This is a genomic window from uncultured Sulfitobacter sp. (assembly GCF_964021855.1).
In the GTDB taxonomy this organism is placed as follows: domain Bacteria; phylum Pseudomonadota; class Alphaproteobacteria; order Rhodobacterales; family Rhodobacteraceae; genus Sulfitobacter.
In genome coordinates, this window is record NZ_CAXHZD010000003.1 from 294,156 (window position 1) to 316,977 (window position 22,822).

General features: G+C 58.7%; 22 protein-coding genes. 11 read left to right on the forward strand and 11 right to left on the reverse strand.

Annotated features, from left to right (window positions below):
* Positions 1-138 precede the first annotated feature (138 nt).
* On the forward strand, positions 139-900 hold the full coding sequence (locus AADJ11_RS12025) for a glycosyltransferase family 2 protein (RefSeq protein WP_341234754.1): 762 nt from the start codon (positions 139-141) through the stop codon (positions 898-900).
* On the opposite strand, the gene AADJ11_RS12030 is transcribed toward AADJ11_RS12025, so the two are convergent.
* From AADJ11_RS12030 to AADJ11_RS12040, 3 genes are all read right to left on the reverse strand, one after another.
* On the reverse strand, positions 887-1,657 hold the full coding sequence (locus AADJ11_RS12030) for a hypothetical protein (protein WP_341234755.1): 771 nt from the start codon (positions 1,655-1,657) through the stop codon (positions 887-889). The two genes, AADJ11_RS12025 and AADJ11_RS12030, sit on opposite strands and share 14 nt — an antisense overlap.
* A 300-nt stretch (positions 1,658-1,957) precedes the next feature.
* Positions 1,958-2,626 carry a protocatechuate 3,4-dioxygenase subunit beta gene (locus AADJ11_RS12035; protein WP_341234756.1) on the reverse strand — a complete coding sequence of 223 codons (669 nt, stop codon included), beginning with the start codon at positions 2,624-2,626 and terminating at the stop codon, positions 1,958-1,960.
* Between the two features lie 3 nt (positions 2,627-2,629).
* Positions 2,630-3,229 (reverse strand): hypothetical protein, encoded by a 600-nt coding sequence (locus tag AADJ11_RS12040; RefSeq protein ID WP_341234757.1) that lies wholly within the window; start codon positions 3,227-3,229, stop codon positions 2,630-2,632.
* Between the two features lie 74 nt (positions 3,230-3,303).
* On the opposite strand from AADJ11_RS12040, the gene AADJ11_RS12045 reads away from it, so the two are divergent.
* Positions 3,304-4,092 carry an IclR family transcriptional regulator gene (locus AADJ11_RS12045; protein WP_341234758.1) on the forward strand — a complete coding sequence of 263 codons (789 nt, stop codon included), beginning with the start codon at positions 3,304-3,306 and terminating at the stop codon, positions 4,090-4,092.
* A 2-nt stretch (positions 4,093-4,094) separates the two neighbouring features.
* On the opposite strand, the gene AADJ11_RS12050 is transcribed toward AADJ11_RS12045, so the two are convergent.
* Both AADJ11_RS12050 and AADJ11_RS12055 read right to left on the reverse strand, forming a co-directional pair.
* Entirely contained in the window at positions 4,095-4,973 is an 879-nt protein-coding gene (locus AADJ11_RS12050; protein ID WP_341234759.1) for a 3-keto-5-aminohexanoate cleavage protein, read from the reverse strand.
* A gap of 1 nt (position 4,974) precedes the next feature.
* Positions 4,975-6,312 carry an aspartate aminotransferase family protein gene (locus AADJ11_RS12055; RefSeq protein WP_341234760.1) on the reverse strand — a complete coding sequence of 446 codons (1,338 nt, stop codon included), beginning with the start codon at positions 6,310-6,312 and terminating at the stop codon, positions 4,975-4,977.
* Between the two features lie 84 nt (positions 6,313-6,396).
* Between AADJ11_RS12055 and AADJ11_RS12060 the strand changes: the two genes are divergently transcribed.
* From AADJ11_RS12060 to AADJ11_RS12090, 7 genes are read left to right on the forward strand one after another with little or no spacing between them, the layout of a single operon-like run.
* Entirely contained in the window at positions 6,397-7,563 is a 1,167-nt protein-coding gene (locus tag AADJ11_RS12060; RefSeq protein WP_341234761.1) for a CoA transferase, read from the forward strand.
* Complete coding sequence (locus AADJ11_RS12065) at positions 7,560-8,438, forward strand: SMP-30/gluconolactonase/LRE family protein (RefSeq protein ID WP_341234762.1); 879 nt, start codon at positions 7,560-7,562, stop codon at positions 8,436-8,438. Before AADJ11_RS12060 ends, AADJ11_RS12065 begins: the two co-directional genes overlap by 4 nt.
* A gap of 4 nt (positions 8,439-8,442) precedes the next feature.
* On the forward strand, positions 8,443-9,342 hold the full coding sequence (locus AADJ11_RS12070) for a dihydrodipicolinate synthase family protein (RefSeq protein WP_341234763.1): 900 nt from the start codon (positions 8,443-8,445) through the stop codon (positions 9,340-9,342).
* On the forward strand, positions 9,339-9,629 hold the full coding sequence (locus AADJ11_RS12075; protein ID WP_341234764.1) for a (2Fe-2S)-binding protein: 291 nt from the start codon (positions 9,339-9,341) through the stop codon (positions 9,627-9,629). The genes AADJ11_RS12070 and AADJ11_RS12075 overlap by 4 nt, the downstream gene beginning before the upstream one ends.
* Positions 9,622-11,022, forward strand: a complete 1,401-nt coding sequence (locus AADJ11_RS12080; protein WP_341234765.1) for an FAD-dependent oxidoreductase — start codon at positions 9,622-9,624, stop codon at positions 11,020-11,022. Before AADJ11_RS12075 ends, AADJ11_RS12080 begins: the two co-directional genes overlap by 8 nt.
* The gene (locus tag AADJ11_RS12085; RefSeq protein WP_341234766.1) at positions 11,019-12,122 is read left to right on the forward strand and encodes an FAD-dependent oxidoreductase; all 1,104 of its coding nucleotides are present in this window, start codon (positions 11,019-11,021) and stop codon (positions 12,120-12,122) included. The genes AADJ11_RS12080 and AADJ11_RS12085 overlap by 4 nt, the downstream gene beginning before the upstream one ends.
* Entirely contained in the window at positions 12,119-12,895 is a 777-nt protein-coding gene (locus AADJ11_RS12090; RefSeq protein WP_341234767.1) for an SDR family oxidoreductase, read from the forward strand. Before AADJ11_RS12085 ends, AADJ11_RS12090 begins: the two co-directional genes overlap by 4 nt.
* On the opposite strand, the gene AADJ11_RS12095 is transcribed toward AADJ11_RS12090, so the two are convergent.
* From AADJ11_RS12095 to AADJ11_RS12115, 5 genes are all read right to left on the reverse strand, one after another.
* Positions 12,892-14,442, reverse strand: a complete 1,551-nt coding sequence (locus tag AADJ11_RS12095; RefSeq protein ID WP_341234768.1) for a tripartite tricarboxylate transporter permease — start codon at positions 14,440-14,442, stop codon at positions 12,892-12,894. The genes AADJ11_RS12090 and AADJ11_RS12095 overlap by 4 nt on opposite strands.
* A 9-nt stretch (positions 14,443-14,451) precedes the next feature.
* Entirely contained in the window at positions 14,452-14,880 is a 429-nt protein-coding gene (locus AADJ11_RS12100) for a tripartite tricarboxylate transporter TctB family protein (RefSeq protein WP_341234769.1), read from the reverse strand.
* A gap of 61 nt (positions 14,881-14,941) precedes the next feature.
* Positions 14,942-15,889, reverse strand: coding sequence for a tripartite tricarboxylate transporter substrate binding protein (locus AADJ11_RS12105; RefSeq protein WP_341234770.1), 948 nt, complete (start codon positions 15,887-15,889; stop codon positions 14,942-14,944).
* 30 nt (positions 15,890-15,919) lie between these two features.
* Positions 15,920-16,876 (reverse strand): MBL fold metallo-hydrolase, encoded by a 957-nt coding sequence (locus AADJ11_RS12110; protein WP_341234771.1) that lies wholly within the window; start codon positions 16,874-16,876, stop codon positions 15,920-15,922.
* Positions 16,877-16,901: 25 nt separating this feature from the next.
* Complete coding sequence (locus AADJ11_RS12115; RefSeq protein WP_341234772.1) at positions 16,902-18,389, reverse strand: FAD-binding oxidoreductase; 1,488 nt, start codon at positions 18,387-18,389, stop codon at positions 16,902-16,904.
* Positions 18,390-18,539: 150 nt separating this feature from the next.
* On the opposite strand from AADJ11_RS12115, the gene AADJ11_RS12120 reads away from it, so the two are divergent.
* Positions 18,540-19,205 (forward strand): GntR family transcriptional regulator, encoded by a 666-nt coding sequence (locus tag AADJ11_RS12120; RefSeq protein WP_341234773.1) that lies wholly within the window; start codon positions 18,540-18,542, stop codon positions 19,203-19,205.
* 100 nt (positions 19,206-19,305) lie between these two features.
* On the opposite strand, the gene AADJ11_RS12125 is transcribed toward AADJ11_RS12120, so the two are convergent.
* Positions 19,306-20,949 carry a BCCT family transporter gene (locus AADJ11_RS12125; protein WP_341234774.1) on the reverse strand — a complete coding sequence of 548 codons (1,644 nt, stop codon included), beginning with the start codon at positions 20,947-20,949 and terminating at the stop codon, positions 19,306-19,308.
* A 235-nt stretch (positions 20,950-21,184) separates the two neighbouring features.
* Between AADJ11_RS12125 and AADJ11_RS12130 the strand changes: the two genes are divergently transcribed.
* Positions 21,185-22,816, forward strand: coding sequence for an alpha-D-glucose phosphate-specific phosphoglucomutase (locus tag AADJ11_RS12130; RefSeq protein WP_341234775.1), 1,632 nt, complete (start codon positions 21,185-21,187; stop codon positions 22,814-22,816).
* Positions 22,817-22,822 lie beyond the last annotated feature (6 nt).

Genomic DNA, 22,822 nt, shown 5'->3' on the forward strand with positions numbered 1-22,822 from the left:
CACCTTCGCTAGCTCTGAGTATCATTGATTTGTGTTTCGTTGTAGTCGGTCGCGACGAGTGATCAATTCACGTCGGAAAAACTAGCTTGGCGATTGTCTGTATGCTAGTCGCAAATCGATTATACAGGTTTAAAGATCATGAACTCTCCAAAAATTAGCGTTTGCATACCAGCGTATGAAATGAACCGTTTAGGTGCGGCTTACCTTGATGAATCATTCACCGCTCTAGACCAGCAAGACTTCTTCGATTTCGAAGTCGTGGTTTCTGATCAGTCGAATGACTTGGCAGTGCATGAACTTTGCAAACGGTGGAGTGACCGGCTAAATATAAAGCATGTTTGGAATTTAGAGGGTGCGCGAAGAGCTTCAACTAACGTCAACCGCGCTTTAGACGAAGCAAGTGGAGATATCCTCAAAGTCCTATTTCAGGATGATTATCTTTGCTTGCCAGATGCGCTGACGCGTGTTTACTCATCTCTGTCCACAAGCATGTCACCGTGGCTACTTTCTGGCTCCGGGGTGACCCACGATGGCCATACGATTGAACGGCCAATGGTCCCTACACTCTCCGATAAATTGCATTTTGGTAAGAATACAGTTTCAAGCCCTTCGGTCTTGGCAATTCGAAAAGAATGCCCGGAACGGTTTGATCCGAATTTGGTATGGCTGATGGATGTAGAGTATTACAAACGGCTTTGGACGGCCTACGGTGATCCCGTCATCCTATCTGATATTTCAGTGGCTAATCGCATTCACAAAGGGCAAGTGAGCGCCGGAATCGATCGCGCGTTGCAGGCGAAAGAATTAGACTATACCTGGCGAAATCATGCCTCAACGACCTCTCTCTCAGGCAAGATTGAATATGCCCGCCGTCGTCTCAAAACACTTATTTCATCTTGAGGTTTCGAGCCAGCAATTTGCGTAAGTGATTGGTGTCTTTGGAGAAGTCCTGCGTTCCATGAGAGTTAAGCTGGAAGTGGCTAAGTAAATCGGGCGCATAGATGTTATTATGGCCGGTCAGAATACAATATAGTTTAATTGCTCTTTCAAAGGCGTGACCGACCGGCTTGTGGTTTCCCATATGCATCGCAATTGGTGTGAACCATCTCACGAAGTCTTTGAGGGTATCATAACGCATCGCAACGTTGTTTGTTGCTGGCCAAAATTTGTCGTCCGCGTATTTGATGTTTCCTTTCAGGAGCGGCCCGATGTCTATCCCATAGACGGCTTTGCAAGCCTCCAAGAGAGGAGCATAGCCCATGTTGTCTCGAATGAAGTTACGATCCTTCATTGCAACAGGTGCATATCCCAAAACCGAGTTTGGCGACGCTTCTAACAATTCGCTACTTTGGCTAAGAAAGTCTGGTGATAGATTTACATCATATTGAATGAGACAAACATAGTCGCCCAACACGATATTATTGCGGACACAAGCGTACCATGATGTGAAGTCTACTAAGTATTTGAAGTCTTCAATGTTGTCAGGCAAGTCACGAGCGACAACGACATTGCTCATATCTTTAATCTTGTCGACATCTCCAGTCCCTACAAACAGATAGGTAAGAGACTGTCCAATTGGACCAAACTTATTTTGAGCCTCGTACTCTAGCAGCAACGATTGATCGTGAATTGTTACGACGACACTGACGCTTGGCATTTTCATCTCCTAATGGACCTAGACAAAACTTAACCTTTAACAAGCATCGTCACGCGGGTGATCACAGCATCCAACATTGGAATGCGAGGCTAGCCGCAATCGTGCTTTGACTTAGCGCGGTTGTATATCACGCGGTTCCAGATACCAAGCCAATGTCATACACAAGACTACCATTTTGAGGTCAGCCTGTAGTTCGTGTTCACAACTCATCTACAAGAGGCATTGCGCTGGAAAGCCTTGAAGGCCCTCCTCACACCAAACCTTCGCGATATTTGTTCTAAAGACAGCTGTGCCCCCCCCCTACTCAAAGAACGTCGCATTCCGTCCGCCGACGACGATATCAAAGTCATAGGCCTCTTTCACATCCGCCGTTTGCGGGTCGCGCGGTTTGCCGATGTTCCGCTCGAACGCGTCGCCCATCAGGATTGCCATCGGGTCGCTTGCGTTGTTCGGCTCGCCCGGAAAATACATCTGGGTGATCAGCCGCGATGATCCGCCGCTGACCGACACATGGATATGTTTGGGCCGCCAGCGTCCGATATCGGGCCGCGCCAGATAGGCACCCGGGCTGATCGCCCAGAACCGATAGCGCCCTTCGTCATCCGTCAGCACGCGCCCCATACCAAGGTGGTTTTCGTCCAGTTGCAGGCCCGAATGATCCTCCACATGGCGGTAGCGGCCATAGTGGTTGGCGCTCCAGACCTCCAGCAGTGCGCCGGCCACCGGGCGGCCGGATGCGCTGCGCACGCGGCCGGTGACTTCGATCGGGGTGCCATCGGCGCGGGGGCGGTCCGGTGCGGTGCGGGTCATGTCCCATTCATGCGGGTTCGTCGCGTACCGCGCGGGCACCACCGGCACAAAGCTGGCGCGGGCGACCTCGGGGATCAGCCGCAGGCGTTGGCGCGGGGTGCGTTGGTCTGATGTGTTATCGGTCGGGCCAATGCCCAGAATACGCCCTTGATTGGCCATGGTTCAGCTCTCCAGATCGTCAAAGAATGGGGTTTCGCCCGGGCCCGCCATGACGATGTCAAAGACATAGACCTCGGCCCCGCTGGCGGTACGCCCGTCGTGGCGCGCGATCAGTTTTGGTGCGTCATCGCCGACCGCGTGCAGAACGGGGTCGCTGTCATTGCCCGCCTGCCCGTCAAAGAAGACCTGCGTGACGATCCGGTTGATCCCGTCGGAAAAGATCGTGATCGTGACGTTAGGCGCGCGCCCCGGTGTCGCCCCCGGCAGGATTGTGCGGAACTCATAGGCCCCCGACGCTGTGCGCAGCCGGCCATAGCCGTGGAACCACGGGTCAATGTCCGCGTGCGCTTCGGTCGCGGGGGTGCGGTAGACGCCTTTCGCGTTGGCCTGCCAAAACTCCAGCACCGCCCCGTTGGCCAGTTCCCCATGACGGTCCAGCACGCGGCCCCGCAGGATGATCGCTGTGCCTGCAGCCGCGCCCACGACGCCGGGATCAAAACGGGTCAGGTCCTCAAGCGCGGGGTCGGCGAAATAGATCGGGAAATACGGCCCGCAGGTGTCTTCGTTCGTGGCTGGTAAAAGGTTGGATGCTGCGTCGGTCATCACCTGTCCTCCATTGTCTTTGGTATGTTTTGCATATTAAACACCAAGGAAGGCAATACGGAAACCATACGCCCATGACCAAAGCGTCCAATCATGATGTCTATTTTGTCCCCGGTCTGCATCGGGGTCTTAGGGTTCTTGAAATCCTTGGCGCGGCAGAAACGCCCATGTCGCTGAGTGATATCGCCCGCGCGATGGAGCTGAGCCGGAGTTCGGCATTTCGTCTGGTCTATACCCTGCGGCAGATGGAATTTATCCGCGAGGCGGAGCAGGCCAATACCTTTACCCTTGGCGCGCGTGTTCTGAACCTTGGGTTCTCGTATCTGAACCAGCAGCCCATTACCGCCATTGCCCGCCCCATTCTCGCGACCCTGCGCGATGAAACCGGCGTGTCCACCCATCTGAGCGTGCTTGAGGGCGACGATGTTTTGTACCTTGTCAGCCATCAGGCGCGGTCGGGATATGTGTCGAACATGCGCACCGGCACCCGCACGCAGGCCTATGCCTCGGCGATTGGGTGGTGTTTGTTGGGGGCGTTGGACGATGCCACCTTGCAAGATTTTGCCGCCCACCAGAACTGGCACCGCTTTACCGAACACACGCCGATGGATGCCGCCAGCCTTGCCGCCCGCGTCGCACAGGCGCGCAATGCGGGGTGCGTGATATCGCGCGGTTTTCGTGAACCGGGCGGGTCCAGTATCGCAGTGCCGGTGCGCGACAATACCGGCGCGATCGTGGCTTGCGTGAACCTGTCCGGCCCCGACAGCGGGTTTGATTTCGATCGGGTAGAAAGCTTTTATCTGCCCAAGACCCAAGACGCCGCGCTGCAAATCTCGCGGGCTTTGGGGTATCAGGGCAGCTAGGGTCATCCAGCGATGCCCAGAATGCTGCGGGCCTCTTCGGGAGTGGCAAGTGCGCCGCCCAGATCGCCGATGATCCGCGCTGCTTTTTCCACCAACTGCGCGTTGCTTTGACAGTGCTGGCCCTTGGCGATATGGGCCGTGTCCTCCATGCCGATGCGGATATGCCCGCCCAGCAGCCAAGCCTGCGCCAACATCGGAAATGCCGCGCGGCCAATGCCAAAGGCGGCCCATTCGGTGCCTTCGGGCAATTGGCTGACAAGATAGGCCATCGTCGCCGGGTTGGCAACCGCACCAAAGCGTACGCCCAGCACCATTTGCACCATCAACGGTGTCTTCAGAACACCCCGCGCAACGAAATCTTTGACCATGTGCAGATCACCGCTGTCGAAAATCTCGACCTCGGGTTTGACGCCTGCATCATAGATCCGACCCGCCATAATTTCGAGGTTGCGCGGCGCATTGATCACCGACGCCTGCCCCGACCACATGGTGTTAAAATCCAACGTGCAGATATCAGGCTGCAAAGCTTCGACATGGGCCACGCGCTTTTCCGGCACACACAGGGTCGACCCGGGTGCGGCCACCTGCGGATCATCGTCAGACGGGATAAACCGCCCGCCCTCGCCCGTGGTCAGGTTCAACAGCACGTCCGTGTTCTCGGCACGGATACGCGCCACCAACTCCTCGTACAGATCAAGCCGCATGGACCCTTTGGCGGTTTCGGGATCGCGCACATGCAGATGCACGATGGCCGCACCGGCATCTGCCGCGTCCAGCGCTTGGCGCGCGATCTGTTCGGGCGTGACGGGTAAATGTGGGCTGATCTCTGGCGTCATCAGGTTGCCCGTGATCGCGGCGGTCAGGATCGTCTTGCGTGCCATTCTACTGCTCCAACACGTCGGCAACGGCGGCGGAAAGCGTCTGAACGATCAGATCAATCTCGGCTTCGGTCGAAGTATAGGACGGTGCCAACAGCACGTGATCGCCATGAACCCCGTCAATGCAGCCCTGCGACGGATAGGTCATGACGCCACGCGCTTTGGCCGCCGCACCGATTTTCGTGGCGATAGCGTCGGCGGGGTCAAACGGCGCTTTGGTCCCCAGATCAGCAACCAGCTCAACCGTCCAGAACAGCCCGCGCCCGCGGATGTCGCCCACATTGGGGTGGTCGGCAAATGCAGCACGCAACGCCGCCTCAAGCTGCGCGCCCCGCTTGACCACATTGTCCAACAGGTTTTCGTCGTCGATCACGTTCTGCACGGCCAACGCACCCGCCGTGGCAATCGCGTGGGACATATAGGTATGCCCGTTCCACAACCTGCCACTGCCCGCCTTGATCACATCGACCACGCTTTGCGCGGCCAGAACGGCGGCAATCGGCTGGTATCCGGCACCAAGCCCCTTGGCCATGGTGGTCAGATCAGCGGCAATGCCTTCCTGCTCCAGCGCATAGGTGGTGCCCGTCCGCCCCATGCCGCTCATCACCTCGTCAGCGATCAACAGAACACCGTATTGGTCACAGATTTCGCGGATACGTTTGAAATACCCCTTTGGCGCAGGTTGCGTGCCCAAGGACGCGCCCACGACAGGCTCCGCCACAAAGGCCATGACGCTGTCGGGCCCCAAGCGCTTAATCTCATCCTCCAGCAGATTGGCCATGCGCTGCGCAAAATCGGCCTCGCTCTCGCCGTTATGCTGCAAACGGTAGGGGTACGGCGCGTCGATATGCGTGACGTCAATCAGCAAGGGCGCAAAGGGTGCGCGTCTGCCCGCATGGCCACCGGTGGCCAAGGCCCCTAATGTATTGCCATGATAGCTGGGTTTACGCGCGATGATCCGGTGGCGGTCAGGCTCCCCCTTCTCGATGCAATATTGCCGGGCAAGCTTGAGCGCGGCCTCCATCGCTTCGGAGCCGGAGCCAAGATAAAGCACCCTGCCATCGCCCGTCCCTTTCGGTGCGCGCGCCACCAGATAGGCGGCCAAATCTTCTGCCGGTTGGTTGGTAAACGATCCGGTGTGCGCAAAGGCCAGCTTATCAACCTGCGCCTTGATCGCTTCGCGGACTTTGGGATGATCATGGCCGATGCACGACACAGCCGCGCCGCCACACCCATCCAGATAGCGCCGTCCCGACGCATCAATAAGGTAATTTCCATCCCCCGCAACGACCACAGGAAGGTCAGAGTTGAGGTCGCGGTGGAAGACGCTGCTATTGGCCATGGCTCTCACATCATTATGTCTTGTATATAAACTGATGTTTTGTATATTAGACACGAAGATTTCAGATCGCAAGGCTTTCCTTCTGTGACCACCGTATTGAACACCATAAAAGTGCTGGACCTGACCCATGTGCTGGCCGGGCCGTTTTGCACCTATCAATTGGGGCTTCTGGGCGCGGATGTCATCAAGATCGAAGACCCCTCAAATCCGGACTGCGCCCGCGGGCGGGGGCCGGATGATGACCTGAACGCCGCAGGGCTTGGGCTGAACTATCAGGTGCAGGGCGGCAATAAACGCAGCCTTGCCATAAACCTGCGCAGTGCTGAGGGGGCCGACCTTCTTAAGTCGCTCGCTAAAACTGCCGATGTGATCGTCGAGAATTACACAACCGGCGCTTTGGCGGCACTTGGCCTTGGGTACGATGCTCTGGCGTCCATCAATCCCAGACTGATCTATTGTTCTATCACCGGATATGGTGACAGCGGGCCGCAGGCCAAACATGGTGCCTATGACAATGTGATACAGGCGACCAGCGGCACCATCAGCCAATGCGGCGGCGTCAAACCGGGCGTGTCATTCGTCGATTACGCGACGGGCTATGCCGCCGCCTTTGCCGTGACCGCAGCGCTTAACCAGCGCGCGCAAACCGGGCGCGGCACGCATATCTCGGTCTCTATGCTTGAGGTCGCGATGCAAATGATGGCCCCCGAAGCCGCCGCCGCCCAGCGCCCCGCATCTGTCCCGCGCGGCAAAGAACCGGGCATCGCCAGCTATGACACACAAGACGGACAATTGATGTTGGGCGCGTTTCACCCCGCGCAATACCGCAAGCTTGCGACGCTGTTGGACGGGCTGGGCCATCCCCTGCCCGCTTTGACACAAGTGAAAACGTGGCCCGACGTTTGGGCCCTGTCCGACACCACCAAAAGTGCCTTGCGCGACATATTCCTGACGGCAGATGCAGATACATGGGTGACCCGCCTGCGCACGGCTGACCTGCCGGCCGAGCGGGTCAAGACCTTGGCCGAAGCGGTCGCATTGCCGCAACTCGCCGCGCGTGGTTATTTTCAACCCAGCCCGTCGGATGCAAACATCCCCCTGCCCACAACAGCCTTCCACATGGGCGGCAAAGGGGCCACAGTAAATCAAGCGCCCCCAACGCTCGGCCAACACTCCGATGCGGTTCTATCCGAAATGGGGCTAAGCGCGCAGCAGATCAGACAGCTTTACGATGCAGGGATCGTGACATGACCCAATTGACCGCGACCCTTTGGACCGAGCTGCCCGATGTTCTGCATCACCGGGGCGACCCATCGGCGTGGGCCAAAATGACCCGCCCCGGTCAGGCGATGCATTCCTTTCTGGAGGCCGCATTCTTTGACAAGGACGGCAATCTTTGGCTATCGGATGTGCCTTATGGTCGGGTGTTCCGCGTCTCGCCTGCGGGTGATTGGACGCAGATGCATCAGATCGACGGCGAACCCCACGCCATGCGCATTGCCCCCGATGGTCGCCACATTGCCGTAGATTACCGGCACGGGCTGATTGAACTGACCGGCGACACCACTTTTGACATTCTTAGCACCGGCGGCACATCGCCCTTCCTTGGCCTGTCGGATATGGCCTATGGCCCCGACGGCGCGCTTTGGTTCACGGACAGTGGGCGCACCAGCCTCAGCGATCCGCGCGGGCGGGTGTATCGCTGGCATAACGGCGATCTGCGGCAGGTGCTGGACTGCGTGCCCTATTCCAATGGCATCACTGTGTCGCCCGACAACGCGTGGGTCTATGTGGCCGCGACGCGCGCCAATCAGGTTTGGAAATTTTCAACCCGCTTGCCCGAGGATGGGATGCCCATGGTCGGCACCTATCTGCACCTGTCCGGCGGGCTTGGCCCCGACGGGCTGGCCTGCAACGCCCACGGCTGGCTGGCGGTTGCGCAGGCCCAAGCAGGTCGCGCCTATGTTTTCGACGCTGTCGGTGACCTGATCGCCGATGTGCGCCTGCCGCGCGGGCTTTGGACAACTTCAGTCACATTCGACCCCGCTGACCCGCACCGCCTTTTCATCGTGGACGCCCAATATGGCGGCGTCTTCACCTGCCAAATCCCGACACCAAGGACCTGAACCCATGCAAAAAGACGACCTTCACGGCTATGTCCCCGCCATCGCGACCCCTTTCAACGACCGTGGCGAGATTATGGAGGATGCCTTTGTCGATCTGTTCGAATTCCTGCTGTCACGCGGCGCTACTTGCATCTGCATCGCCGGCGACAACGGTGAAAGCTGGGCGCTGAGCGCAGAGGAACGCGGCCGTCTTGTGCGGCTGGCCAAAGACACTGCCAAAGGGCGCGTGCCTGTGATGATGGGCGTGTCTGCCCCCACGATCGACGCCTCGCTCGCCTATGTCCGCGCCGCCGAAGAAAACGGTGCCGATGTGCTACTGTCGATGCCACAGACCTATGTGCTCAAGGCATCCGAGGCCGAGCTGATGGCGCGCTTCGACAAGGTTTCAGCCGCCACCAAACTGCCGCTGGTGCTCTATAACTCCCCACGCCGCATGGGCTTTTCCCTGACCATCGACCAAACCGAACTTCTGCTGGATAACCACAATGTCATCGGGATCAAGGAAAGCCAGCGGGACTTTTTCTATCACACGCATCTGCTGCACCGCCTTGGCCATCGCATGTCAGTGATGACCGGCCCCTGCCACTATATTCTGCCCGCCTTCGCCCTTGGCGCAAAAGGCTTTATCGCCACGGGGCCGGAATTTACCGACCTGCTGCCGTCTGACATGGCTGCCGTGGGGAACGGCGCGCCCGACGACACCTATCGCCATGCCCACCACCAACTGACGGTTCTGTACGAAGTGTTGATGGGCACGGGCACATGGCCTGCTGCCTTCAAGGCCGCGCTGAACCTGATCGGCCAGCCTGCCGGTATTCCGCGCGATCCGGTCCTGCCCTTGGCCGAGGCTGATATCGACAAGATCAAGCGTACCTTTGATGAACTGGGCATATCATACAAATGATCCGGCTGGTTCCAAACCAAGCAACGCAAATACAGCGTTCCGAATGGGTGACCTTCACCTTTGATGGCACGCCTGTAGAAGGGCATAGGGGCGAAAGCCTCGTGTCCGCCCTGATGCGCGCCGGGCATTTGAACTTGCGTCACGCCCCCAATGACAAGGCCCCGCGCGGCGCATTTTGCTGCATGGGGCTGTGTCAGGAATGCGCTGTTGTCGTCCAAGGTCAGGTGGTCGAGGCTTGCCGCACGGATGTAACCGCTGACCTTGTGGTTGCGCGGGCTGATGTCTGATCCCTATGATATTGCCGTGATCGGCGCGGGACCTGCGGGCGGTAACGCCGCGTTAACGGCCGCGCGCAGCGGATTGCGTGTTGTCATGCTGGATGAACAGCCCGCAACCGGTGGGCAGGTGTGGCGCGGCAAGTCCGCCAGCATCGTCTCTGCCCCCGCTACACCCGAAGGCACGGCAGGTGATGCGCTGCGCAGCGCGTTGGGCGACAGCACCGTAACGCAACACTCCAACACCCGTGTCTGGGATATCCGGCGCGAGACGGGCCTATGGCACCTGCAAATCTTGCAAGACAATACCTCAACAGAAATCACCGCTCGCGCGCTGATCCTTGCCACGGGTGCGCGCGAATATGTGCAACCTGTGCCGGGGTGGACCACGCCGGGCGTGATCGGGCTGGCCGGTGCCACGGCGCTTTTCAAGCAATCCCTATCCCTGCCCGGGCAGCGCACTGTCGTCAGTGGAACCGGCCCTTTGGTATTTTATGTGGCCAGCGAAATCCGCCGTCTGGGCGGAGAGGTCGCGGCCATCGTCACGCCAAACACCCGCACGGATTGGGCGCGCGCCGTGCCAGCGATGCTGAGCCAGCCAAAGCTGTTGGCGCGGGGGGCGGTTTGGATGGCCGATCTGATGCTCGCGCGGGTGCCGATCTTGTGGGGCCATGCCGTGTCGGGAGTGTCTGGCACAGACGGCGTCACAGGCGTAATGACCCGCGACCTAAGCAGCGGATCAGCAGGCCCAGAGTTTGCCGCAGACAGCTTGTGCCTCGGCCATGGATTAATCCCGCAAATCGAAGCCGCACAGATGCTTGGGGTACCCATACGCCACGATCCAAACTTGGGCGGTTGGGTACCCGACGCAGCGCCGGACGGGGCGACACCTGTCAAAGGTTTGTATCTATGCGGCGACGGCTGCGGCATTCGTGGGGTGGCGGCTGCAGGCCTTCAAGGGACATTGACGGGCGCACGGGTCACACGCGATCTTGGGAAAGCCGCGCCCGAACCATCGCTGCGCCCTTGGCAACGGGCCGCGCGGTTTGGCCAAGCGATGACCGCGCTCAGCCTGCCGCGCCCCGAGGTGCAGGCACTTACCACGCTTGACACCATCGTCTGCCGCTGTGAAAGCCTGTGCCATGCGGACATTACCGCCGAGGTCGCAACCGGCGCTGCCAGCGCCAATGCTGTCAAATCGGGACTGCGGGCGGGCATGGGACCCTGCGGCGGCAAATACTGCCAGACAGCCATCGCAGCTTTGATTGCCGCGCAGACGGGTAAGACAATCTCGGATGTGCCACCCCCGACGCCGCGCCCGCCCTTACGCCCCTTGCCGCTTGGCCAAGCTGCGGGCGACTTTGACTATGACGATCTGCCCATTCCAAAACCGGCCCCGCTATGACCGCTGACACGCCATACGACATCGCCATCATCGGCGGCGGCATCATGGGCTGCGCGACCGCATTGCGCGTCGCGGCAGGCGGCATGACGGCCATTGTTCTGGATCAGGGCGACCTGGGTCAAGGCGCGTCTGGTGTGAACGCGGGTACACTGAGCCTGCAAATCAAGCGCGTGAAACTGATGCCCTATGCGCTAAAGGGGCATCACCTGTGGGAAGAAATGGGCGATGCCGTCGGCTTTGCCAAAACCGGCGGCTACACGCTGGCGTTCAACGCCCGCGAGGCGGAAATGCTGCAGGAACGTCAGACCCTCAAGGCGCAGGCAGGCGCGCCGATTGAGTTTGTATCAAACAACCGATTGCGCGCGGCCGAACCGAACCTGACCCAAAAGGTCGAAGCGGCAAGCTTTTGCGCCGAGGACGGCTATGCCAATTCCTCGCTCACCGGGCAGTATTACCGTGGACGCCTGCGCGATGCGGGCATTCCCTATCGCGAGGGCTGCAAGGTCACGGCGATTGACCGCAACAACGGTTTCGCCCTGACCACGCCCCAAGGCACAATCCACGCGAAACGCATTTTGCTGGCCGCAGGCGCGTGGTTGAAACCCCTCGCCGCCCTGCTGAATGTGGATCTGCCAGTGAATGCGCGGGTGAATACCGTGTCGGTCACCGAACGTATGCCCCCGCTGATGGGCAGCGTCATCGGCCATGCGACGGGCCTGCTGACCATGAAGCAAAAGGCCAACGGCACGGTGTTGATCGGCGGTGGCTGGCAGGGGCTTGGCACCCCGCAAGACGGGCGCGGCACCGTGAACGCGCAAACCGTGCGGCCCAATCTGGCGCTGGCGCAATACGCGGTGCCCGCCCTTGGCGCTGCCCGCGTGACGCGCAGCTGGACCGGGTTCGAGGCCAATGTGCCCGACTTTTACCCGCTGGCGGGTGCCCTGCCCGGCGTGCCCGACGCCTATGTGCTGGGCTGCGTGCGCGGCGGTTACACCATCGGCCCCTATATCGGGCAGTTGATGGGCGATGCTATTCTGGGGCGAGAGCCCGAAATGCCCCTGTTCGATCCGGGGCGCGACTTTGAAAAGGACATGACATGACACAAGACCCGGCCCGACTAGACGGAAAACTGGCCGTAATCACCGGCGGCGGCAGCGGCATTGGCGAGGCAACTGCCCATGTCTTTGCCCAAGCAGGCGCAACGGTCGTTGTCGCTGGGCGCAGGCTGGAACCGTTGGAAAAGGTCGCAAAGGCCGTGGGCGGGCATGCTATCGCCTGCGATGTATCCGATCAGGATGACGTGCGCGTCATGTTCGCCAAGGCCCGCGAGATCACGGGCCGCGTTGATGTCTTGCTAAACAACGCAGGCGGCCCCGGCCCCATCGCGCCGGTGGCCGAGGTCGACATGGGTGACTGGGTGACCTGCATGAACATCAACCTTGTCGGTGCGATGTATTGCCTGCAAGAGGCCGCCAAGATCATGACGGCCCAAGGGTCGGGATCGATCATCAACATGTCCTCGCTGATGGGCATTCAGGGCTATCCGATGCGGTCGGCCTATGTGGCGTCCAAATTCGCCCTCATCGGCATTACCGAAACCATGGCGCGTGAACTTGGCCCCGTCGGTGTGCGCGTCAATGCACTGATGCCCGGCGCGGTGTCCGGCGAAAACATGGACCGTATCCTTGCCCGCCGTGCCGAAGCCGAAGGCCGCCCCGCGTCCGAGATCGAGCGCGAGAACTACACCGATGTTGCCGCCCTCAAACGCTGGGTAGCACCTGAGGAAGTCGGCCGTGCGGCGCTGTATTATGCCAGCGATCTAAGCTCTGCCATCACGGGCGATAAGATGAAGGTGGATTGCGGGCGCTTCTAGCGCTTTTGATCCAGCGTTTCGCCGTCCGGCACCCCAAGGTTGGTGGTGTCCGCAACTGTATTGGTTCGTTTTGAGACGAACCAATACAGCGACACCACCGACAAGATCAAAAGCGCCATGGCAACCGGGCTGGTGTAGATGTTCAGCAGATTGCCGTTCAACAAAGCCGTGGCTTGGGACAGTGACTTTTCAAACTGCGGCCCAAGGAAAAAGGCGATGATAAAGATCACCATGGAATAGCCAAAGCTGTGCATCAGCAGGCCGATAACGGCAAAGATCAACATGACCGTTATGCCGAACAGCCCGTTGGTCGCCATCGACACACCGACAAAGCACAGCAACAGCGCCGAGGAAAAGATCACCGCTTCGGGGGCGGAGACGACTTTGACCCACAGACGCAGACCTGCTTGGCCGACCCACAGGTTCACGAAATTCGCCATGATCATCGCGCCGAACAAACCATAGACCAACCGGCCTTGAGTCTGGAACAACAGCGGGCCGGGCTGCATCCCGTGGATCATGAACGCACTGATGATCAACGCGGCGGTCACGCTTCCTGGAATGCCAAGGGTCAGCAAGGGGATAAGGTTGGCACCGACCACGGCGGAATTGGCGGATTCAGTTGCCGCAATCCCTTGGATGTTGCCCTTGCCAAAGCTGTCGGGGTCTTTCGAGGAGGCCTTGGCCATCGCGTAAGACATAAACGCCGCTGCCGTGGACCCGATACCGGGCAACGCGCCAAGGATCGTGCCAATGGTGGCACCGCGCAACAGGGTGTATCGGCAGGACCAATATTCGGCCCAAGTCACACGGCGATCATCAGGGTTGCCGCTATCTGGTGTCAGTATCCCCTGCCCCGCGCGGCCATAACCATCGGACATGCGCCGCAAGATTTCCGATATGGCCAACATCCCGATGGCCACGGATGGCAAGGCAAGCCCGTCAAACAGATCCCAAAACCCGAAAATCAGGCGGGGGGAGAAATGCTCGGGGTCGGTGCCAACAAACGAGAACATCAACCCCAAACCCGCAGCAATCACGCCTTTGATCAACGACTCCCCCATCAGGCCCGAGATGATGGAAAAGGCAAAAACCATAAGGGCCACGATCTCGACCGGGCCCATCTTAAGCGCAAGGATCGCCAGCGGCGCAGAGACGGTTATTAGAACAATATCGCTGAACGTGTCGCCGGTGATGGATGAAAACAATGCCATTTTGGTCGCCTTCAGCGGCTTGCCTTGCTGCGCCAGCGGATAGCCGTCAAGCGCGGTCGCCGCCGCATCGGGCGTGCCGGGCGTATTCATCAAAATCGCAGGCACCGCGCCACCGACCAGCCCGCCCTTGTTGACGCCGACGAGAAAGGCGATGGCAGGCAGCGGGTCCAGCCCAAAGGTGAACGGGATCGCAATGGCCATCGCCATCACCGGCCCGATCCCCGGCACCGCGCCGACAAACTGCCCCAGCACAACGCCGAAGACGACAAACAGCATGTTAATGGGGGTAAACACATCCCCAAAACCGGCCAGAATAATTGAGAGATCGACCATAACGGCGTCCTATCCGGGCAAGCCCCGTTCCAGAAGTTGCGTGACAAGAAACCAGATCGCGGCGGGCATGAGCACGGCACCGATCCCCAGCCAAAGCGGGCGGCGTTCGCCGATCATCAGCATGATCACAAGGGCCAGTGCGGGTGCCACATAGATAAACCCGAACAAAGACATCGCATAAATCGACCCACCCAACACAGCGACATAGGCGGCGGCCTGCATGAAAAAGCGCCCGTCAGGGGCCTGATGGGTTGTGGGCTTGAGGATCAAAAGGCCACCGCAAACAGAGATGACCCATGCCACAACATAGGGCAGTGTTCGGGGCGACAGATTGCCGCCTTCGGGCGCTTCGACATATGCGGGGATCACGAGGAACACCATCGCAAGCCCGAAGATCAGAAAAAACGCCCCGGTTAAACGGTCTGCTGAGTTGGTCATACGCGGGTCTCCCCTCCCTTTGGTGTATGCCCCGCCGCAAACAGCAGCGGGGCATATCAGCTTAGTTGGCGAAAAGACGCTTTGCGTTAGCAAGGCCGTCGACCATCATCAACTTGGCACCCTCGGGGCCCATGTTGATCGGATCACCCTGCACTGCGTTGCGCACGATTTCCGCGACCTCTGGCGATTGCACAGCCGCATCAATTGCGGCCGCGATGGCGGCTGCGGCCTCAGGATCGGTGCCGGCCTTCATCGCAAGAAAGAACACCGCATCAACAAAGGCATCAACGCCGGATTCGACGAATGTCTTGGTGTCCGGCGCATAGCTCAGCCGCGCTTGGTTCGCGCTGGCAATCACCTTCATGTCACCGGATTCAAGATATGGGAAATGCTCGCCCGAGGCGAAACCGGCCAAGACCTGACCGCCCAAAATCAGCCGGATCACTTCGGCGCCACCATCCGCAGTCACCAGATTGAAATCCACGCCCGATGCTTTGGTCGTTGCTTTCATCATCAACACCTGTGGCGGTGCCATGGTGGCAAGCGGCATATTGCCCTGCTCTTTGGCATAGGCGATCATACCTTGCAGATCGTCAAAGGGCGCGTCGGCGCTGGCGACCAAGGCCAGCTCGGCCTTGGCGATGGTGCCCAGATAATCAAAGCTGTCGATGTCAAAAGGCAGTTCATCGCCGCGCTGGACCAGTTGCACCAGCACCGGAATGCCTACACCCATGCCGATGGTGTGATTGTCAGCGGGCCGCTGCGACACGCTGGTGAACATCGCCACGCCGCCGCCACCGGGGCGGTTTTCAACGATGACGTTCCATCCGGTTTGATCTTTGATCACTTCGGCCAGAACACGACCCATGGTGTCGGTCGATCCCCCGGCCCCAAAGCCGATCTGGATGGTGATTGGTTTGCTTGGCTCCCACGCGTGGGCAGCCATTGGTGCGCTCAACGCGATCAGCGCTGCGGCACCCAGTGCCTTTAGTTTAGACGTAAGTTTCATTGGTCTTCCTCCCTGGTTGTTTTCAGTCGTTCACTTGTTCTGCTCGATGGCCAGCCGCTTTACTGCGCCCTCACGCAGGGTTTCGATCTGCGCCAAGAGCCCGTCTGGGTCGACCATCACGTTTGGCTCGCCCTCTTTGCGCGTGGCCATGGCCTGACGGTCTTCGTCCAACCCGTTGGAAAAGCCGTGGGTCGTCAGATGCACGTCGATGCCTGCATCGCCGTCCTCGGTCAGGGCGCGAAGCCGATCAAGGCTGTTGATAAATGCCTCTACCTGCTCGGGCCCTTCAATCGCGTTTAGACCCAGACCGCCAATGGTGACCGCGCGGTGCGTTTCGTCGCCGTCCTGAACATCATAGGCATAGGACGCGGTGCCCCATGTATGGCCGGGCGTTTCCAAAACGGTGAAACTGTTACCGCCCAGCTTGATCTCTTCCCCGTCCGCGGCGATCATTTCAGGTTCGATCATCTGCCACGCACGTGGTCCGGCTTGCGATGCCTTTGACGATGCAACGGCCTCGTCCCAGCCTTTTTGGGTCATCACGAATGTTGCATTCGGCAACAACGGCTTAAGCGCCGCAGCACCCGCCACGTGGTCAAAATGCCCATGGGTCATCAAGACGTATTTGATATCCGCCAGATCGGTGCCGGTGTTGGCAATGTTCTCAAGCAGTATTGGCGTGAACGGGCCATAAAGCGTATCAATCAAAACGCTGCCGTCATCGGTGTGCACCAGCCATGATGACACCCAACAGATACCCACGTAATTCACGTTGTCGAAGGGGGCCCATGTGTCGACCTCTTGCGCGTCTGGCGTGCTTAACCAGCGGCCCAGATCTGGCGGCATCTTGCCCGAGCGGCCAAATTCCACGAAGCGGCCCATTATTTCACCCGATGGGCACCCGTCGAAAAGCGCCTGCGCGCTTGCGGGCATCGCTAGCCCAAGCGCCAGCGCCGCACCCAGTCCTTTTGCAATTATCTGTCTCATTCTTTCTCCTCCCATAAAGAAACGACTATTTTGTCATGTCGGTATCACCCTGTGCGGGAATGAACTTTCCCGGGTTCATCAGCCCATCCGGGTCCAGCGCCTGCTTTATGGCGCGCATCGCGGCCAGTTGGCTGGCCTCTTTCAGCTTTTGCATCACATCCAGCTTGCTTTGCCCGATCCCGTGCTCTGCCGAAAACGATCCGTTCAGGCGCGACAGCTGCGCAAAGGCCAGCGCTTTGGCCTGCGCGAGGGGCAAACTCTCCCAATCCTGCTCCTCTGCTGCGCTTAATGCATAGTGCAGGTTGCCATCGCCCAGATGCCCGACGGTCAGCGGCCGAAACCCCATGGGGGCCACCGCCGCATCCATGGTCGAGACAAATTCGGCAATCGCGGCCAGCGGCAGTGAGATATCCATGTGATAGGCGGGTCCATTGGCGGTAATCGCCTCCAGGATAGACTCTCGCATGGTCCACAGATCAAGGCGTTGTTGTTCTGACTGGGCGATCATCGCATCAAGGATGATCTCCTCCTCCATCAGCTCTTCAAGCGCCGCGAAAACCATGCTTTGCAGGCGCGGATCACCATCTGCACCGGATTCCGCATCGTCTTTGCGGCATGAGGCGACTTCGAAAAATATGCCGGTGTCTGCTGGCGTTTCCAAAGGTTGACGGATCGCGGGGAATTCACGGCAGATCACATCGACAGCGGCCAGCGGCATATATTCAAAGGCTTCCACCCCGCCGCCCGTCCGGTCCTGCAAGGCGTTCAAAACCCGTGGCGCATCTGCCAAAGATGCCAAGGACAAAAATCCTGTGGTGCGGGTCAGCGGCATCGGGTGCAGCTTGAACACGGCGGCGGTGATGATGCCCAACGTACCCTCTGCCCCGATCAGCAAATCCTTCAGGTCATAGCCTGTGTTGTCCTTGCGCAGACCTGTCAGCGCGTTGATCACCGACCCATCCGGCAGCACCGCTTCGATCCCGATGCACAATTCGCGGGTCGTGCCGTATTTCACGACATTCGATCCGCCCGCATTGGTCGACAGCGCGCCGCCGATCATGGCGCTGCCTTGCGCGCCAAATGTCAGGGGAAAGACCAAGCCGTTATCCCGCGCATGGTCTTGGGCGGTTTGCAATATCATGCCCGCCTCGACCGTCATGCTGCGCCCGTCCACATCAAGGGTACGGACCGCGTTCATCCGCTCAAGCGACAGGATGATACTGCTGTGATCTGATATCGGCACGCCACCGCCGCAAAGGCCGGTTCGCCCGCCTGATGGCACAATCGACACACTGTGCGCGCGGCACAAGCGGACAATGTCCGACACTTCTTGCGTGGTTTTCGGGCGCACAACGGCCAACGGTATGGCCGTGTACTGACCTGTCCAATCTTGGCGAAACGGCAACGCGAGGTCATCGTCACCGCACAACACTTGGGACGCGCCAACAATCTGTGCGCAGCCTTGCAACAGCGCGTCTTGTGCTGATGACATCCTTGCCGATGAAGTAGCCACGACCGTTTCCCCCCTTGTTTGCCGCGTTTCCATAGAAGCGCGACTCACTCCCAAAACTACCATGTTACATGGAAGGGTATTGTGTCAATTGACATCTAACATGGTAGATCACTACATCTTGCAACAGCTTCAACTTTGAAAAGCAGACGCATGGACCCTATCCCACCACAGAAATCTCTCACCGAACTGACCGCCGAACGGATCCGCGAGGCGATCATCTTGGGGACGTTTCCGCTGGGCACAAAGCTATCCGAACAGAAACTGGCGGATCAGCTCGAGATCAGCCGCTCTCCCGTGCGCGAAGCCCTTGTGTTGCTTCAGATCGAGGGGCTTGTGCGGGTGTTTCCAAAGCGCGGTTCTTTTGTATTTTCGCCCGGCGAACGTATGACCCACGATCTTTGCGAACATCGTACGATCATGGAAACCGCCTGCCTTGCCCTTGCGATTGAACGTAATCACGACTGCCTGCTTGCGGGTATGCGTGCAGGCATGGATCAGATGCAGAACGCCATCAAAACCTCTGATACAAAACAATATTCACGCGGCGATCTGAAATTTCACCGCGCTATCATCTCGGGCAGCAGCAACAGTTCGATGATCAAATCCTATGAGACCACCATCGGCCCGCTCATGGCCCTGCGCACGCATCTGTTCACGATCACCGGAATACATCTGGATCAATCCATGAATGAGCACGCCGCCATGTTGGATGCCTGCGCCATCAAAGACGTCGCAAAGGCGCAAGAGATTTGCGCCAAACATATCACGCATCTGTCAGAACACTCGCGAGAGGAACAGATCTACACCGCGACATAGGAAAAACGGCGGCATTCCATGTTCGTCGAATACGCTGCCCCGAAACGCAAAGCGCCCCGCCGTCGAAAGACAGCGGGGCGCTTTTTTCATTTCAATATCTTCAGGTGTTCTTCAGCTCTGACCGCAAACCTTTGTAGATGGCATAGCACATCACCAGCAGCACTACGGTAAACGGCAACCCGGTCGAAATAACCATCGACTGAAGCGACGATAGCCCGCCGACCGACAGCAACAGCACGATTGCGACCGCACCTTCGAACACACACCAGAACACACGTTGTGGCACTGGCGCATCCACCTTACCGCCCGCAGTGATCGTATCGATCACCAGCGATCCGGAATCCGACGAGGTCACAAAGAACACGATAACCAGAATGATCCCGATCATCGATGTGATCCCCGCCAAGGGCAGCGCATCAAGCATGGCAAACAGCTGGCGTGGCAGCTCTGCCTCTTGGGCGGCGGTATAGCCGTCTTGCACAACTTGCTGGATTGCAACGCCGCCAAAGACGCTCATCCACAAGACGCAAACAAGGCTTGGGATCAGCAGCACGCAGGTCACGAATTCACGCACCGACCGACCACGGCTGACGCGGGCGATAAACATGCCCACGAAAGGTGACCAGCTGATCCACCACGCCCAATAGAACGATGTCCAACCTTGGCTAAAGTTCACGTCCTCGCGCCCGATGGGATTGGAAAGACCCGGCAGATATTCCACATAGGCCACCAGCGACGATCCAAAGGTCTGAAGGATCAAAAACGTTGGACCGACCAGCAAGACAAAGGCCAGCAGCAGAAATGCAAGGCCCATGTTCAACTCGGACAGTACTTTGACGCCGCCATCCAGGCCGCGCAGCACCGACACCAATGCCACCGCCGTAATGCCTGAAATCAACAGGACTTGCGCCGTTGACCCGACAGGAACGCCGAACAGTTCATTCAGACCGGCATTTGCCTGTGCCGCACCAAAGCCCAGCGACGTGGCCAAGCCAAATAGCGTCGCAAAGACGGCCAAGATATCAATCAGATGCCCCGGCCAACCCCAGACGCGTTCGCCAAGCAACGGGTAGAAAGCCGAACGAATGGTAAGCGGCAACCCTTTGTTATAGCTAAACAATGCAAGCGACAAACCGACCACCGCATAGATCGCCCAAGGGTGCAAACCCCAGTGATAGATCGTGGCAGCCATCCCTAGGCGGATCGCCTCGGCCTGATCACCGGCAGCGGCACCCAAGGGTGCCCAGTCGGTGCGCAGCCCGTCGTCACCCACAGCCGTTCCACCTAATGAGCTTGAGAAATGCGACAGTGGTTCAGAGACGCCATAGAACATCAGCCCGATGCCCATACCGGCGGCAAACAGCATCGAAAACCAGCCCAGATAGTTGTAATCAGGTGCCGCCGATGCACCGCCCAGACGGACATTGCCCAGCGGCGTGACGATCAACATCAGGCAAAACAGAACAAAGATGTTGCCCGCCGAGATAAAGAACCAGTCGAACCCTTTGGTCACAGAGGAGAACAACCATTTGAATAACGTGCCCGATTGTTCAGGCAGCGCCAGCGTATAGAACACAAAGGCGACGATGCAGATCCCCGAGATCATGAAAACCGGGTTGTGAATATCAAAGCCGAACGGCCCGACGCTGCCCTCTACGTTGTCTTGGCCAATGGTGTAATCGGTATCGATCACATCAGCCGCGCCATCCGGGGTCGGAATGCCTGGCGTCGTCACATCTGTCATAAGATGTCCTCCTTCATTTTAATTATGTATTAACTTCGTAACCTATTTGCGCCGAGACGTCGCCATCTATCTCAGGTTGGGGTAGTGTCAGTGGCCTTCATCTTTTGGCGTCCCCTTGAACAACGGCGCAATGAGATGTTCAGCTAGACCGATTTAACCGCACGGCAAGGCTTGACCCCAAGGCCCCTGTGGTGCGCAGTACGCATGAGATGATTGCCAAGCCAAGGACGACAAGATGACCAGCCAGATCACCCCGACCACACCGATCGAAGGGCAAATGCCCGGCACATCCGGGCTGCGCAAAAAGACCCGCGTCTTTATGGGGCCAAATTATCTTGAGAACTTCATTCAAGCGACGTTTGACGGGATTGGAGGGGGAGAAGGCGGCCGATATATTGTGGGCGGTGATGGCCGTTTCTTTAACAAACAAGCCATTCAAACCATCTTGAAAATGGCAGCGGCCAATGGCGCGACCGAGGTGATCGTCGGCCAAAACGGTATCCTGTCCACCCCTGCCGTGTCGCATTTGATCAGGCTTAATGAATATGATGGCGGGTTTATTCTGTCGGCCAGCCACAACCCCGGCGGCATCGACGAAGATTTCGGCGTAAAGTTCAATGCCAGCAACGGCGGCCCCGCCCCCGAAAAACTGACCGCGCAGATATTCGAGGCCACAAAAACCATCAGCCAATACAAGATCGCTGATTTCGAGGATGTGGACCTAAGCCAGTTGGGCGAAACCCGTCATGGTGACATGGTGATCCGCGTGGTTGATCCGGTCGAAAGCTATCAGGCGTTGATGGCCGATCTGTTCGATTTCGATGCGATCCGCGCGTTATTTGCCAGCGGTTTCACCATGCAGTTTGACGCAATGCATGCGGTCACCGGCCCCTATGCCATGGCCATTCTGGAGGGCACATTGGGGGCGGCAGCGGGCACCGTGGTCAACGGCATCCCGCTTGAGGATTTTGGCAAAGGCCACCCCGACCCCAACCCGATCTGGGCTAAACCATTGGTGGATTTGATGATGTCGGACAAAGCCCCCGATCTGGGTGCCGCGTCTGACGGCGACGGCGACCGCAACATGATCGTGGGGCGCGGCAACTATGTGACCCCGTCCGACAGCCTTGCCGTGCTGGCCGCCAACGCGCATCTGGCCCCGGCCTATCACGGCGGATTGGCTGGCATCGCGCGGTCGATGCCCACTAGCGCCGCCAGTGATCGCGTCGCGGAAAAGCTGGGCATTGCTGCTTTCGAGACCCCCACCGGCTGGAAGTTCTTTGGCAACCTGCTGGACGCGGGCAAGGTCACTTTGTGCGGTGAAGAAAGCGCTGGCACCGGATCAAACCACGTGCGCGAGAAAGACGGGCTATGGGCGGTGCTGCTGTGGCTGAATATCCTGGCCGTGCGCAAGCAATCCGTGGCAGAGATACTGGCGGAGCATTGGAAAACCTACGGTCGCGATTACTATTCCCGCTATGATTTTGAGGCTGTGGCCTCGGACAAGGCGAACCGCCTGATGGATCACCTGCGTGCGCAACTGCCAGACCTGCCGGGCAAAACATTGGCCGGATTGACGGTAACAACAGCGGACGAGTTTTCCTATCTTGATCCGGTAGACGGATCGATCAGCAAGAACCAAGGGCTGCGGATCGGGTTTGAGGGCGGCGCGCGCGCTGTCTTTCGATTGTCGGGCACAGGTACCGAAGGGGCCACAATCCGCCTTTATCTAGAGCAATATTCAGGCACTGATGGCGACACCACGCAAGACACCCAAGCCGCCCTTGCCGACGTCTGGGCCGCCGCGCAACAGGTCAGCGATATGGGCAAAATCATTGGTAGAACCACACCCGATGTGATCACCTGAAGCGCC